The sequence below is a fragment of the Rhodoferax sp. GW822-FHT02A01 genome (assembly GCF_038784515.1).
Classification (GTDB): Bacteria; Pseudomonadota; Gammaproteobacteria; order Burkholderiales; family Burkholderiaceae_C; genus Allorhodoferax.
Map to the genome: position 1 here is coordinate 4,392,897 of NZ_CP152376.1, position 13,458 is coordinate 4,406,354.

A 13,458-nucleotide genomic window follows, 5' to 3' on the forward strand; every position below is an offset into this window, starting at 1 on the left:
GCCCGATCCACAGCGGCCTTGACCTTGAGATAGGGGTGGGTAAGCCTGCTGCTGTTGGTGAGGCTGCGGCTGCCATTTCTGTTTCTCCTACGCGGCGGGCTTGGTTGCGGTTCAAGCGCAATCGGCTGGGGTTTGGGAGTCTGGTGATTTTTTGCCTGCTGGTGGTGCTGAGCCTGGGGGCGGAGCTGGTGTCCAACGACAAACCGCTGGTTTTGGTGTACCAGGGGCAGGTTTATTGGCCCATGGTCAAGGACTATCCGGAGACTACGTTTGGCGGGGACTTTGCGACGCCGACCGACTATCTGGACCCTTTCATCCGCCAGAAGCTCAGTGAGCCGGGCAATTGGGCCCTGTTTGCGCCCAACCGCTATGGCCCCAGGACGCTGAACTACTTTGCGAAGTTTCCCAACCCGGCTCCGCCCGGCGCGGACAACTGGTTGGGCACCGATGACCGTGGGCGGGATCTGCTGGCGCAGCTGATCTACGGCTTTCGCGTCAGTGTGCTGTTTGCTTTGGCGCTGACTGTCACCGGCACCGTGCTCGGTGTGGTGACCGGTGCGGTTCAGGGCTTTTTTGGCGGAAAGACCGATCTGGCCTTTCAGCGCTTCATCGAAGTGTGGGGCTCGATGCCGGAGCTGTACCTGTTGATCATCTTCAGCGCGGTGTTCGCGCCCAGTGTGGCCCTGCTGCTGATTTTGCTGAGCCTGTTTGGCTGGATGGGTCTGTCGGACTATGTGCGCGCCGAATTCCTGCGCAACCGGCAAATGGACTACGTGCGCGCAGCCCGCGCACTGGGTGTATCCAACTGGAAGATCATCACCCGCCACGTTCTGCCCAACAGCCTGACGCCGGTGGTGACGTTTCTGCCGTTTCGCATGAGCGGAGCCATCCTGGCTTTGACGTCGTTGGACTTTCTGGGCTTGGGTGTGCCACCCGGCACACCTTCGTTGGGCGAGATGCTGTCGCAGGGCAAGAACAATATAGACGCCTGGTGGATATCGCTGTCCACCTTTGCGGTGCTGGTCATCACCCTGTTGCTGTTGACCTTCATGAGCGACGCGCTGCGGGATGCCGTGGATCCACGAAAGGCACAGGAATGAGCCTGCTGGACGTCAACGACCTCAGCATTTCATTTGGCGGGCACACGGTGGTGCAAGGCGTCAGCTTTCGCGTAGAAGCGGGCGAGAAACTGGCTTTGGTAGGAGAGTCCGGCTCCGGAAAGACAGTTACTGCATTGAGCCTGCTGCGTCTGGCCGAGGGCGCGGTGGTCGGTGGCGAGGCACTGTTTGACTCTGCTCAAGGCCATGTGGATTTGCTGCAATTGGCGCCTGGGCCCCTGCGGGCCCTGCGGGGCCAGGACATCGCCATGGTGTTTCAGGAACCCATGACGGCGCTCAATCCGCTCTTCACCGTGGGCGAGCAGATTGCCGAAGTCTTGCAGCTCAAGATGGGTGTGACTGCCAGAGACGCGTCCCAACAGGCCGTTGATTTGCTGGCCGAAACCGGCATCGCAGAGCCGGAACGCCGCGCCAAGGCCTTCCCGCATCAGCTCTCTGGCGGGCAGCGCCAGCGCGCCATGATTGCCATGGCGCTGGCTTGCAAGCCCAAACTGCTGATTGCCGATGAACCCACCACTGCTCTGGATGTGACGGTACGCCAGCAGATTCTGGGGCTGCTGGACGCGCTGCAAACCAAGCACGGCATGGCCGTGCTGCTGATCACCCACGACCTGAACCTGGTGCGACGCTTTGCCGACCGCGTGGCAGTGATGGAGCGCGGCCATATCGTGGAGCAGGGGCTCGTCACTGACATTTTTGCGAACCCGCGGCACGTCTATACGCGCAGGCTTTTGGCCAGTCGGCCCCAGCGTGACGTAGTGCCCATTGCGCCTGAGGCGGAAACCGCCGTGCAGACGCGTGGCCTTCGGGTGACCTATCCCGTGCCGCTACCCGGCGTGCGCGGTTGGTTTTCCAAGGGGGAGTTCGTTGCGGTACGGCAGGCGGATATACGCCTGCAGGTCGGCCAGACCGTGGGCATCGTGGGGGAGTCCGGCTCCGGCAAGTCCACGCTGGCGCTGGCGGTGCTGGGGCTGTTGCCGTTCAGCCGTGAAGTGACCTTGTTCGGCAAATCCTGGGGGCAGGGCAGAGCCCTTGACCTGCAGAACCGCAAACAGGCGCAGGTTGTTTTTCAGGATCCGTTTTCCTCTCTTTCGCCCCGTCTGACCGTGGAGGATATTGTGGGGGAAGGCCTGTTGGTGCATGAGTCAGGGCTGGAAGCTGCCGTGCTGCGCAACAGGGTGATCTCGGCGTTGCGGGACGTGGGTTTGGATGAGGTGCAATTCCCCGGTTTGCTGCAGCGCTATCCACACCAGTTTTCCGGCGGTCAGCGTCAGCGCATTGCCATTGCCAGGGCGCTGATCGTGCAGCCACGGGTACTGGTGCTGGATGAGCCCACCAGTGCACTGGACGTCACCATGGCGCAGCAGATATTGGTACTGCTGCAGCGCTTGCAGGCCGAGCGCGGACTGGCCTATCTGCTAATTACCCACGACGTGGAGGTCATACAGGCCATGGCGCACCAGGTGGTGGTCATGAAAGACGGCGAAATCGTGGAGCAAGGGGCGCTGGAGTCGGTGTTTTCCCGCCCCCAACAGCCCTATACCCGCACGCTTCTGGCAGCTTCACAATAATTCCCTTAGAAATCAAGGCACTTATACCTCTTTTGCAGTACAATCCAAGCTCACGACCAAACGGGCGGGTATTTACCGCCCGTTTTTTTTGGTCGATTGTTTTTGGCTAGTGTGTATTTTTGGTCTGGGGTGGATACGGCGTGGCGTTACAGGAAATCGTTGAGCAGACGGTAAGCGGCTTGGGTTATGACCTGGTGGAGATTGAACGCTCTGCCGGCGGCCTGCTGCGTATCACCATCGATTTGCCCTGGGAAAAGCCTGTGGAAGGTGCGCCGGTCGTGGAGCAGTTCATCACCGTGGAAGACTGCGAGAAGGTCACGCGCCAGTTGCAGTTTGCACTGGAAGTCGATGGGGTGGAGTACCGGCGTCTGGAGGTTTCCTCTCCCGGTATCGATCGCCCTTTGCGCCATGTGGCAGATTTCGAGCGCTTTGTCGGTCAGGTGATCGACATCACGCTGAAAGCGCCCATGGGTGCTGCGGCCAACGGCCAGGTGCACGCCAATCGCAAGAAATTTCGCGGCACGCTGGAACGTGTCGAATTGGCCGATGGAGCCGTGGGGTGGCAGATCGTCTGGAGCGATGCCCCTGCGGTCAAGCCGGGTCAAAGGGTTAGCAAGAAGCGTGTGCCGCCGCCTATGCAGGTTCTCGGCTTTGCGCTGGATGAGTTGCGTGAAGCGCGCCTGGCTCCGATTGTGAGCTTCAAGGGGCGTGGGCAAGGTGGCAGCACCGGCGGAGAAGAGCCCGCTGTGGGCCAGGAATAGCTGGTTTTGGTTTTGATTTAAGTGTTCAGGAGAGTCATGGCATGAATCGCGAACTGTTGATGCTGGTAGAGGCAATTTCCCGTGAAAAGAACGTGGAACGTGATGTGGTGTTGGGCGCCGTGGAAGCCGCATTGGCGCAGGCGACCAAGAAGCTCTACGCTGGTGATGTGGATATCCGCGTGGCTCTGGACCGCGACAGCGGCAACTACGAGACTTTCCGCCGTTGGCATGTGGTTCCCGACGAGGCGGGTCTGCAGTTGCCCGACCAGGAAATCCTGCTGTTTGAAGCCAAAGAGCAGATCCCCGATATCGAGGTCGATGAATACATCGAGGAGCCCATTGAATCGGTTCCCATCGGTCGTATCGGTGCCATGGCCGCCAAGCAGGTGATCTTGCAGAAGATCCGTGATGCCGAGCGCGAAATGCTGCTCAACGACTTCATGGCACGCGGCGAAAAGATTTTTGTCGGTACCGTCAAGCGCATGGACAAGGGCGACATCATTGTGGAGAGCGGCCGCGTCGAAGGCCGTCTGCGCCGCAGCGAAATGATCCCCAAGGAAAACCTGCGTACCGGTGACCGCGTACGCGCCATGATCATGGAAGTGGACCTGACCTTGCGTGGTGCACCCATCGTGCTGTCGCGCTCGGCCCCTGAGTTCATGATCGAACTGTTCCGCCAGGAAGTGCCCGAGATCGAACAAGGCCTGCTGGAGATCAAGTCCTGCGCCCGTGACCCCGGTTCACGCGCCAAGATCGCCGTGCTGTCCCATGACAAGCGTGTGGACCCCATCGGCACCTGTGTGGGTGTGCGTGGTACCCGCGTCAATGGCGTGACCAACGAGCTCGCTGGCGAGCGCGTGGACATTGTGCTGTGGAGCGAAGACCCGGCCCAATTCGTGATTGGCGCCCTGGCTCCGGCCAATGTGTCTTCCATCGTGGTGGACGAAGAGCGCCACGCCATGGATGTGGTGGTGGACGAAGAAAATCTCGCCATCGCCATTGGCCGCGGCGGTCAGAACGTGCGCCTGGCGTCAGAACTGACCGGCTGGAAGATCAACATCATGGATGCCGCCGAGTCGGCACAGAAGCTGGCTGACGAAACCAATGTGGGCCGTCGCCTGTTCATGGAAAAACTGGATGTGGACGAGGAAATCGCCGACATCCTGATCGCCGAGGGTTTCACCAGCCTGGAAGAAGTGGCTTACGTTCCCTTGCAGGAAATGCTGGAAATCGAAAGCTTTGATGAGGACACGGTGCACGAATTGCGCAACCGCGCCAAGGATGCCTTGCTGACCATGGAGATCGCACACGAAGAAAGTGTGGACGAAGTCTCCCAGGATCTGCGGGACCTGGGCGGGCTGACGCCAGAGTTGATCGGCAAATTGGCCGACAACGGAGTGCATACCCGTGACGACCTCGCCGACCTCGCGGTTGATGAGCTGACCGATATCACCGGTCAGTCACCCGAAGAGGCTACCGCCATGATCATGAAAGCGCGCGAACATTGGTTTACCAATGAAGCCGCTTCGCACGAGTAATGGTCATGCATTCGAAATTCCAGTAATGGCTAACAGCTGCCTTCCGGGCCCTGTTAGCCGACGCCAAAGGTTACACAACAAATGTCCAGTACGACCGTCGCCGAGTTTGCCAACGAACTCAAGAAATCAACTGAAACGCTGCTTGAGCAGCTGAAGTCTGCCGGTGTGGCCAAGAGTGCCGCATCCGACACACTTACCGATGCCGACAAGCACAAGCTTCTGGGCTTTCTGCAGAACAGCCACGGCACGGCTGCGCCAGAACGCAAGAAGATCACGCTGGTGAAAAAGCAGACCACCGAAATCAAGCAGGCGGATTCCAGTGGCAAGGCGCGCACTATCCAGGTGGAAGTGCGCAAGAAACGCACCTTTGTGCGACGCGAAGATGGTGTCGACCAGGTGGTTGAGACGACCGAGCAGGAAGAACAACCCCAGGCTGTTTCCGCGCCTGCTGTGGACCATGCTGAGCTGGCGCGTCGTGAGGAAGAAGCCCGTCGCCAAGCCGAACTGATCCGCCGTCAGGAAGAGGAATTGGCACAACGCCGCAAGGAGCGCGAAGAGCAGGAAGCCCGTGCCCGCGAAGCCGCCGAGAAGCAGGCCGCGGAAGCACGTGCAGCCCAGGAGCGCGCGGCGGCAGAGGCTGCTGCAAAGACCGCAGCCAAGCCCAAGGTAAAAAGCGACGTGGCTGCGACCACCGCTCCAGCACCGGTCGTGGATACCGCTGCAGAACAGGCGCGCGAACAGGAAACCCAGAAAGTTGCAGCGCAACAGGCTGCTGCATCCAAGGCGCAAGCCGATGATGAGGCCGCACGTGCCGCCGATCTGGGCGACCGCCGCCGCAAGGCCGAGGCAGAAGCCGCCGCGATTCGCAGCATGATGTCCGCCCCCAAGCGCGTGCTGGTGGCCAAGCGCCCGGAAGAAATCCGGGCCGAGGCTGCTGCAAAGGCCGGGATCAAAGGCACGTTGCACAAGCCACCAGCTGGCACTGCCGTTGCAAAGGCGCCTGCTAAGCCGGCAGCCGGCGCACCCGCTGCTGCCACGCCCGCAGGAAGCGGCAAGGAAGTCAAGTCCGCCAAGCTCTCAAGCAGCTGGGCCGGAGATCCGGGCAAGAAGAAAGAACTCAAGACTCGCGGCGATACCAGTGCGGGAGCCGGCCGCTCCACCAACTGGCGCAGCGGCCCGCGAGGCAAGCGTGGCGGCAATGACCGTGATCGTGACGGCATGCAGCAGCAGGCAGCGCCGGTGGAAGCCCGTGTTATTGAAGTGCACGTGCCCGAAACCATTACCGTGGCCGAACTGGCCCACAAGATGGCCATTAAGGCATCCGAAGTCATCAAGCAATTGATGAAGCTGGGCCAGATGGTCACTATCAACCAGCCGCTGGACCAGGACACCGCCATGATCGTGGTGGAAGAGCTGGGCCACAAGGCCGTGGTTGCCGCTCTGGACGATCCGGAAGCCTTTACCGACGACGAAGTGCAAGGCCAGCAATCCGAGTCCTTGCCGCGCGCACCGGTTGTGACCGTGATGGGTCACGTGGACCACGGCAAGACTTCGTTGCTGGATTACATTCGCCGTGCCAAGGTGGCTGCGGGTGAAGCCGGCGGTATTACCCAGCACATTGGTGCCTACCATGTGGAAACGCCACGCGGCATGATTTCCTTCCTGGATACCCCGGGTCACGAGGCTTTTACCGCCATGCGTGCCCGCGGTGCGCAAGCCACCGACATCGTGATTCTGGTGGTTGCAGCCGACGACGGCGTGATGCCACAAACCAAGGAAGCCATCAAGCACGCCAAGGCCGCAGGTGTTCCTATCGTGGTGGCGATCAACAAGATCGACAAGCCGGACTCCAACCCCGAGCGCGTGAAGAACGAGCTGGTGGTGGAAGAGGTGGTGCCGGAAGAGTTCGGTGGTGACTCGCCCTTTGTGGCGGTGTCGGCCAAGACCGGCCAGGGCATTGACGAACTGCTGGAGCAGGTGCTGCTGCAGGCCGAAGTGCTGGAACTCAAGGCTCCGGTGGATGCCATGGCCAAGGGTCTGGTCATCGAAGCCCAGCTCGACAAGGGACGCGGTCCCGTGGCAACCATCCTGGTGCAGAGCGGTACGCTCAAGACCGGCGATGTGGTGCTGGCTGGCCAGACCTATGGTCGTGTGCGTGCCATGCTGGACGAAAACGGCAAGCCCATTAAGTCTGCCGGTCCGTCCATTCCGGTGGAAATTCAGGGTCTGACAGAAGTGCCGCAAGCCGGTGACGAGTTCATGGTTCTGTCCGACGAGCGCCGCGCCCGTGAAATTGCGACCTACCGTGCCGGCAAGTTCCGCAATACCAAGCTGGCCAAGCAACAAGCCGCCAAGCTCGAAAACATGTTCTCCGACATGTCTTCCGGCGACGTCAAGATGTTGCCCATCATCGTCAAGGCCGACGTGCAAGGCTCGCAGGAAGCACTGGCAACCTCCTTGCTCAAGCTGTCCAACGAAGAAGTCAAGGTGCAACTGGTCTACGCCGCGGTAGGGGCGATCAGTGAATCCGACATCAACTTGGCCATTGCCTCCAAGGCCGTGGTGATTGGCTTCAATGTGCGTGCCGATGCCGGCGCGCGCAAGCTGGCCGAAGGCAATGGCGTGGATATCCGCTACTACAACATCATTTACGACGCCGTCGATGAGTTGAAGGCGGCCATGTCCGGCATGCTGGCACCAGAGAAGCGCGAAGAAGTGATCGGTACGGCCGAAATCCGCACCGTGTTCGTGGCCTCCAAGATCGGTACCGTGGCAGGTTGTATGGTTACCAGCGGTTTCGTCAATCGCAGCGCCCATTTCCGTCTGTTGCGCAACAACGTGGTGATCTATACCGGCGAACTGGACTCGCTCAAGCGCATGAAGGACGATGTGCGCGAAGTCAAGGAAGGCTTCGAGTGCGGTGTCAAGCTGAAGAACTACAACGACATCAACGAGGGCGATCAACTCGAGTTCTTTGAAGTCAAGGAAATCGCTCGTACGCTGTGAGCCCCCAGGCATGAAAAAGAAGTCATCCACACCCAACCGCGGCTTCCGCGTGGCCGATCAGATCCAGCGTGATCTGACCGAGCTGATTGCGCGCGAGCTCAAGGACCCGCGGGTGGGCATGGTGACCATCCAGGCCGTCGAGGTGACGCCGGACTATGCACATGCCAAGGTGTTTTTCAGTTTGCTGGTGGGTGACCCGGTGCAGACGGCTGAAGGGTTGAACCAGGCTGCTGGCTTTTTGCGCGCTGGCTTGTTCAAGCGTTTGCACATTCATACGGTGCCAACCTTGCACTTCATCTTTGACCAGACGGTGGAGCGTGCCGCGGACATGAATGCCCTGATTGCCAAGGCCGTGTCCTCGCGCGCGAAAGAAGACTGACCATGCAAGCAGCCGGTTCGCCCTTGGGTGCGAAGGCACCCTTGGGGGGCCAGAGCCGTACACGTGTGCAGCGGCGCCCCGTGCATGGGGTGCTGTTGTTGGACAAGCCATTGGGCCTGTCGAGCAATCAGGCGCTGCAGAAGGTGAAGTGGCTGTTGCGCGCCGAGAAGGCCGGTCATACCGGTACGCTGGATCCGTTGGCCACAGGTGTGTTGCCGATTTGCTTTGGTGCTGCTACCAAGTTCAGCCAGATGCACCTGGATGCGGACAAGGCGTATGCGGCCACGCTGCGGCTGGGTATCAAGACCAGCACGGCGGACGCCGAAGGTGAAGTGCTGAGCGAGCGCGACGTGCATGTGGACGGGGAGTTGCTGAAACGGGTGGTGGCAGGTTTTGTAGGGCCGATAGCCCAGGTGCCACCCATGCACAGTGCTCTGAAAAAGGATGGCAAGGCCCTCTATGAGTATGCGCGGGCCGGCATGGAAGTGGAGCGTGAGGCACGCCATGTGACGATATACGCCATCCGTATCGTGCAGGCACGACTGGACGGTGAAAAGCCTGAAGTGGATCTGGAGGTGGAGTGCAGCAAAGGCACCTACATCCGCACTCTGGGAGAAGACATTGGTGAAGCGCTGGGATGTGGCGCGCACCTGAGCGCCCTGCGGCGTATCCGCACAGGCGGTTTTGATGAATCGCAGTGTGTGACGGTGCAGGCGCTCGAAGCCATGGATGACGCGCAGCGACTGACCTGCGTGCGGCCTACCGAGGCGTTGCTAGCAGGTCATGACGTGGTCACGCTGGACAGTGAGAATGCGGCACGGTTTTTGAGTGGCATGCGCAGGCGGGGATCCTGGCGCGATGCCGATGCGGTGGCGGTATTTGCCGAGCAACCGCGGGCGCTGCTGGGCAGTGCCCATGTGAAAGCGGGTGAGTTGATCCCCACGCGGCTCTTGAGCCCACCGGAAGTCAGTGAATCCTTGATGCAACAGAAATTAAGTTAGTGTTTGAAAGTGAACTATGAGCAGTAAACAAATCCGTAACATCGCGATCATCGCCCACGTTGACCATGGCAAAACCACCATGGTGGACCAGTTGCTCCGTCAGTCGGGCACCTTTGCCGAGCACGAAAAAGTGGTCGACACCGTGATGGACAACAATGCCATTGAAAAAGAACGTGGTATCACGATTCTGGCCAAGAACTGCGCAGTGAGCTGGGAAGGCACACACATCAATATCGTGGACACCCCCGGACACGCCGACTTCGGTGGCGAAGTGGAACGTGCACTGTCCATGGTGGACGGCGTGCTGCTGCTCATCGATGCGCAGGAAGGCCCCATGCCCCAGACCCGTTTCGTGACCAAGAAGGCGCTGGCCCTGGGCCTCAAGCCCATCGTCGTCGTCAACAAGGTGGACAAGCCCGGAGCCAATCCAGACAAGGTTGTCAACGCAGCGTTCGATCTGTTCGACAAGCTGGGTGCAACCGATGAACAGCTCGACTTCCCCGTGGTCTATGCCTCCGGTATCAATGGATGGTCTTCCCTGGAAGAGGGCGAGCAGGGTGAGCAATGGGGCCCCGACATGTCGGCCCTGTTCAACACCATTCTCAAGCACGTTCCGTCGCAAAGCGGTGATCCGGCCGCACCTCTGCAACTGCAGATCTCGGCGCTGGACTTTTCCACTTTCGTGGGCCGCATCGGCGTAGGCCGCATCAGCCAGGGCACCATCAAACCGAATATGGACGTGCTGGTAATGGAAGGCCCGGACGGCAAGACCGTCAAGGGTCGCATCAACCAAGTCCTGACCTTCCAGGGTCTGGACCGCGTGCAGGCCACTGAAGCCGGTCCCGGCGAAATCGTGCTGATCAACGGTATTGCAGACATCGGTATCGGTGTCACGGTGACAGATCCGACCAACCCCATGCCGTTGCCCATGCTCAAGGTGGACGAGCCCACGCTGACCATGAACTTCTGCGTCAACACCAGCCCGCTGGCAGGCCGCGAAGGCAAATACGTGACCAGCCGCCAGATCTGGGACCGTCTGCAGAAGGAACTGCAGCACAACGTGGCCCTGCGCGTGAATGAAACCGACGAAGAAGGTATTTTCGAAGTGATGGGTCGCGGTGAACTGCACCTGACCATCCTGCTGGAAAACATGCGCCGCGAAGGCTATGAAATGGCTGTTTCCAAGCCGCGCGTGATGTTCAAGGAAATCGACGGCGAGAAGTACGAGCCTATCGAAATGGTGACCGCCGACATTGAAGAGCAGCACCAGGGCGGCGTGATGCAAGCCCTGGGCGAGCGCAAGGGCGAACTGGTGAACATGGAGCCGGACGGACGTGGCCGCGTGCGCCTGGAATACCGCATTCCCGCACGTGGACTCATCGGCTTCTCCAACGAATTCCTGAACTTGACACGTGGTTCCGGCCTGATCTCCAACATTTTTGACAGCTACGAGCCGCACAAGGGTGAAATCGGTGGCCGCAAGAACGGCGTGCTGATCTCCATGGACGATGGCGAAATCTTCACCTACGCACTGGGCAAGCTGGATGACCGCGGACGCATGTTCGTGAAGGCCAACGATCCAGTGTACGAAGGCATGATTGTGGGTATCCACAGCCGTGACAACGATCTGGTGGTGAACGCCACCCGCACCAAGCAGCTGACTAACTTCCGCGTATCCGGCAAGGAAGATGCGATCAAGATCACACCGCCGATTGAACTGACGCTGGAATACGGCGTGGAATTCATCGAGGAAGATGAGCTGGTTGAAATCACGCCCAAGTCGGTGCGTCTGCGCAAGCGTCACCTGAAGGAAAGCGATCGCAAACGCGCCAGCCGCTGATCCATGTCGACCCCATGAAGCTGCGCCACTCCCAGGCCGTCTTGCTGATGGTGCTGGTGGCCTTCCTGTGGTCTACCGCAGGGGTGGTCACCCGCCATCTGGAATTCGCCCGCAAATTTGAAGTGACCTTCTGGCGCTCTCTGTTTGCATCTATTAGCCTGATGCTGATCCTGCCTTACTTCCAGGGCAGGGCGGTTTTTCGCAAGATTCGGGACGCCGGGGTAGCACTCTGGCTTTCCGGCGTGTGCTGGGCGGTGATGTTTACGGCTTACATGGTGGCGTTCACGCTCACCAGTGTGGGCAACGTTCTGGTCATTCTGGCGGTAGGACCGCTGCTGACTGCCATTGCGGCGCGCATTTTCATTGGTTACCGCGTACCGTTGCGGACCTGGGTCGCGATTCTGGTGGCGGGTGCCGGCATCGCCTACATGTTTGCGTCGCAAGTCGGTTCGGCATCCATCGTGGGCAGCCTGGTGGCACTGACCATCCCCATTGCAGCGGCCGTGAACTGGACTATCAGCCAGCACTCGCATGACCAGGGTCACGACCTGGACCTGGTACCGGCGGTCATGCTGGGCGCCTTTCTGTCGACGGCCTCAACGTGTGTTCTGGCGTTCCCCTTGCAGGCCAGCATGCACGACGTTGTGCTGCTGGGCACATTGGGCGTCTTTCAGTTGGCTGTGCCTTGCGTTCTGTGCATGGTGTGCGCCAGGGTTTTGTCCGCACCTGAAATTTCGCTGTTGCAGTTGTTGGAAGTGATCTTCGGCATCCTGCTGGTATGGGTGGGCGCCAATGAAGCGCCAAGCACCTCGGTCCTGACCGGTGGCGTCCTGGTGATTGGCGCTCTGGTCGCCAACGAGTGGCTGGGCTGGAGGCGCCGCGTTCCGATTTCCTAACGGTTGCGGTCCTTCATGGCGCGCTCCACCTCGCGCTTGCCTTCACGGTCCTTGATGGTGTCGCGCTTGTCGTGTTCGGCCTTGCCCTTGGCCAGCGCCACTTCACACTTGACCTTGCCATTTTTCCAGTGCAGATTGATGGGAACCAGGGTGTAACCCTTTTGCTCCACTTTGCCGATCAGGCGTTTGATTTCTTCCTTGTGCAGCAACAGCTTCTTGGTGCGCACCTTGTCCGGACTCACGTGACTGGACGCCGTGTGCAAGGGGTTGATCTGCAGTCCGATGATGAACAGTTCGCCGTTGCGGATCACCACGTAGCCATCGGTAAGCTGCACCTTGCCTTCACGCAGGGACTTGACTTCCCAGCCTTCCAGCACAATGCCCGCCTCAACGCATTCCTCGAAGAAATAGTTGAAGGCGGCCTTTTTGTTATCGGCAATACGGGGAGCAGTTTCGGGTTTTTTGGCCATGGGGAGCAAATAGGGGCGAAGATTGGAAAAGAAAGCTGTGCTCTCAACAATGCACATTCAGGGCTTGTCTACAATCCCGCGCATAACCCCTATTCTATGAAAACTGTTCACAAGTCCGTTTTGATCTGGTACAGCCCGCAGGAAATGTATGTGCTGGTGAATGATGTGGCCCAGTATCCCAAGTTCCTGCCCTGGTGCGACCAAGGTACCGTGCTTGAGCAAGACGCCCATGGGATGTTGGCTGAAATAGGCATTTCGTTCAGCGGTGTGCACCAGAAATTCGTGACCCGCAACACCAACACCGAGTTCAGCCGAATTGAATTGAAGCTGGTGAAGGGGCCGTTCTCCAATCTGGATGGCGTATGGGAATTCTCACCCGTAGGAGACGGCTCCCAACGCGCGTGCCGGGTCGATTTGACCTTGAATTACGGCTTTGAAAATGCCACCCTGGGCAGGCTGGTCGGGCCGGTTTTCGACAAGATCGCCTCCACGTTAGTGGAGGCCTTTGTCAAGCGCGCTCAGCAGGTCTATGGCGAGTGAAGCATTGATTTCAGTCGCCGTTTGTTACAGCGCGGCGGCGCGTCAGTTGATCCAAGTCGAAGTGCGAATGCCGCATAACAGCACCGTGGCCGATGCCGTGCGCACCAGCCACCTGCTCGACAATGTTGCCGACGCGGACGTCGATACGCTCGTGACAGGGGTGTGGGGGCGGAAAGTGTCGCCGGACCATCCGCTTCGTGATGGCGACCGTGTGGAGTTGTACAGGCCACTCAAAGTGGACCCCAAAATGGCCCGTCGCGAACGCTTTACGCGGCAAGGTGCACGTGGCACCGGACTGTTTTCCAAGCGCCGCGCCGGAGCAAAGTCAGGGTACTAAC

Annotated in this window: 12 protein-coding genes; 11 read left to right on the forward strand and 1 reads right to left on the reverse strand. The window is 59.7% G+C overall.

The features are described from left to right. Positions 1-35 precede the first annotated feature (35 nt). From AAGF34_RS20830 to AAGF34_RS20870, 9 genes are all read left to right on the forward strand, one after another. Positions 36-1,100, forward strand: coding sequence for an ABC transporter permease (locus AAGF34_RS20830; protein ID WP_342617622.1), 1,065 nt, complete (start codon positions 36-38; stop codon positions 1,098-1,100). Beyond that, a complete protein-coding gene (locus tag AAGF34_RS20835; RefSeq protein ID WP_342617623.1) occupies positions 1,097-2,689 on the forward strand; it encodes a dipeptide ABC transporter ATP-binding protein in 1,593 nt (530 codons plus the stop codon). The genes AAGF34_RS20830 and AAGF34_RS20835 overlap by 4 nt, the downstream gene beginning before the upstream one ends. A gap of 140 nt (positions 2,690-2,829) precedes the next feature. Next, positions 2,830-3,450, forward strand: a complete 621-nt coding sequence (gene rimP / locus AAGF34_RS20840) for a ribosome maturation factor RimP (RefSeq protein ID WP_342617624.1) — start codon at positions 2,830-2,832, stop codon at positions 3,448-3,450. A 41-nt stretch (positions 3,451-3,491) separates the two neighbouring features. Continuing rightward, complete coding sequence (gene nusA / locus AAGF34_RS20845; protein WP_342617625.1) at positions 3,492-4,988, forward strand: transcription termination factor NusA; 1,497 nt, start codon at positions 3,492-3,494, stop codon at positions 4,986-4,988. Positions 4,989-5,069: 81 nt separating this feature from the next. Then, a complete protein-coding gene (infB, locus tag AAGF34_RS20850; protein ID WP_342617626.1) occupies positions 5,070-7,994 on the forward strand; it encodes a translation initiation factor IF-2 in 2,925 nt (974 codons plus the stop codon). 10 nt (positions 7,995-8,004) lie between these two features. After that, positions 8,005-8,373, forward strand: coding sequence for a 30S ribosome-binding factor RbfA (gene rbfA / locus AAGF34_RS20855; RefSeq protein WP_342617627.1), 369 nt, complete (start codon positions 8,005-8,007; stop codon positions 8,371-8,373). Positions 8,374-8,375: 2 nt separating this feature from the next. Beyond that, positions 8,376-9,374, forward strand: a complete 999-nt coding sequence (gene truB / locus AAGF34_RS20860) for a tRNA pseudouridine(55) synthase TruB (protein ID WP_342617628.1) — start codon at positions 8,376-8,378, stop codon at positions 9,372-9,374. A 16-nt stretch (positions 9,375-9,390) separates the two neighbouring features. Further along, positions 9,391-11,214 carry a translational GTPase TypA gene (gene typA / locus AAGF34_RS20865; protein WP_342617629.1) on the forward strand — a complete coding sequence of 608 codons (1,824 nt, stop codon included), beginning with the start codon at positions 9,391-9,393 and terminating at the stop codon, positions 11,212-11,214. Positions 11,215-11,228: 14 nt separating this feature from the next. Continuing rightward, a complete protein-coding gene (locus AAGF34_RS20870; RefSeq protein WP_342617630.1) occupies positions 11,229-12,110 on the forward strand; it encodes a DMT family transporter in 882 nt (293 codons plus the stop codon). Here the strand turns inward: AAGF34_RS20870 and smpB are convergent. After that, positions 12,107-12,580 carry an SsrA-binding protein SmpB gene (smpB, locus tag AAGF34_RS20875; protein ID WP_342617631.1) on the reverse strand — a complete coding sequence of 158 codons (474 nt, stop codon included), beginning with the start codon at positions 12,578-12,580 and terminating at the stop codon, positions 12,107-12,109. The two genes, AAGF34_RS20870 and smpB, sit on opposite strands and share 4 nt — an antisense overlap. Positions 12,581-12,676: 96 nt before the next feature. On the opposite strand from smpB, the gene AAGF34_RS20880 reads away from it, so the two are divergent. Together AAGF34_RS20880 and AAGF34_RS20885 are read left to right on the forward strand one after the other, a co-directional pair. Beyond that, a complete protein-coding gene (locus AAGF34_RS20880; RefSeq protein WP_342617632.1) occupies positions 12,677-13,120 on the forward strand; it encodes a type II toxin-antitoxin system RatA family toxin in 444 nt (147 codons plus the stop codon). Continuing rightward, entirely contained in the window at positions 13,110-13,457 is a 348-nt protein-coding gene (locus AAGF34_RS20885; RefSeq protein ID WP_342617633.1) for an RnfH family protein, read from the forward strand. Before AAGF34_RS20880 ends, AAGF34_RS20885 begins: the two co-directional genes overlap by 11 nt. The last annotated feature ends 1 nt before the right edge of the window (position 13,458 follow it).

Excerpts from the sequence above, each read along its gene's own strand:
- AAGF34_RS20835 (WP_342617623.1), top strand. The coding sequence starts at position 1,097 with ATGAGCCTGCTGGACGTCAACGACCTCAGCATTTCATTTGGCGGGCAC.
- nusA (WP_342617625.1), top strand. The coding sequence starts at position 3,492 with ATGAATCGCGAACTGTTGATGCTGGTAGAGGCAATTTCCCGTGAAAAG.
- infB (WP_342617626.1), top strand. The coding sequence starts at position 5,070 with ATGTCCAGTACGACCGTCGCCGAGTTTGCCAACGAACTCAAGAAATCA.
- rbfA (WP_342617627.1), top strand. The coding sequence starts at position 8,005 with ATGAAAAAGAAGTCATCCACACCCAACCGCGGCTTCCGCGTGGCCGAT.
- truB (WP_342617628.1), top strand. The coding sequence starts at position 8,376 with ATGCAAGCAGCCGGTTCGCCCTTGGGTGCGAAGGCACCCTTGGGGGGC.
- typA (WP_342617629.1), top strand. The coding sequence starts at position 9,391 with ATGAGCAGTAAACAAATCCGTAACATCGCGATCATCGCCCACGTTGAC.
- AAGF34_RS20870 (WP_342617630.1), top strand. The coding sequence starts at position 11,229 with ATGAAGCTGCGCCACTCCCAGGCCGTCTTGCTGATGGTGCTGGTGGCC.
- smpB (WP_342617631.1), bottom strand. The coding sequence starts at position 12,580 with ATGGCCAAAAAACCCGAAACTGCTCCCCGTATTGCCGATAACAAAAAG.
- AAGF34_RS20880 (WP_342617632.1), top strand. The coding sequence starts at position 12,677 with ATGAAAACTGTTCACAAGTCCGTTTTGATCTGGTACAGCCCGCAGGAA.
- AAGF34_RS20885 (WP_342617633.1), top strand. The coding sequence starts at position 13,110 with ATGGCGAGTGAAGCATTGATTTCAGTCGCCGTTTGTTACAGCGCGGCG.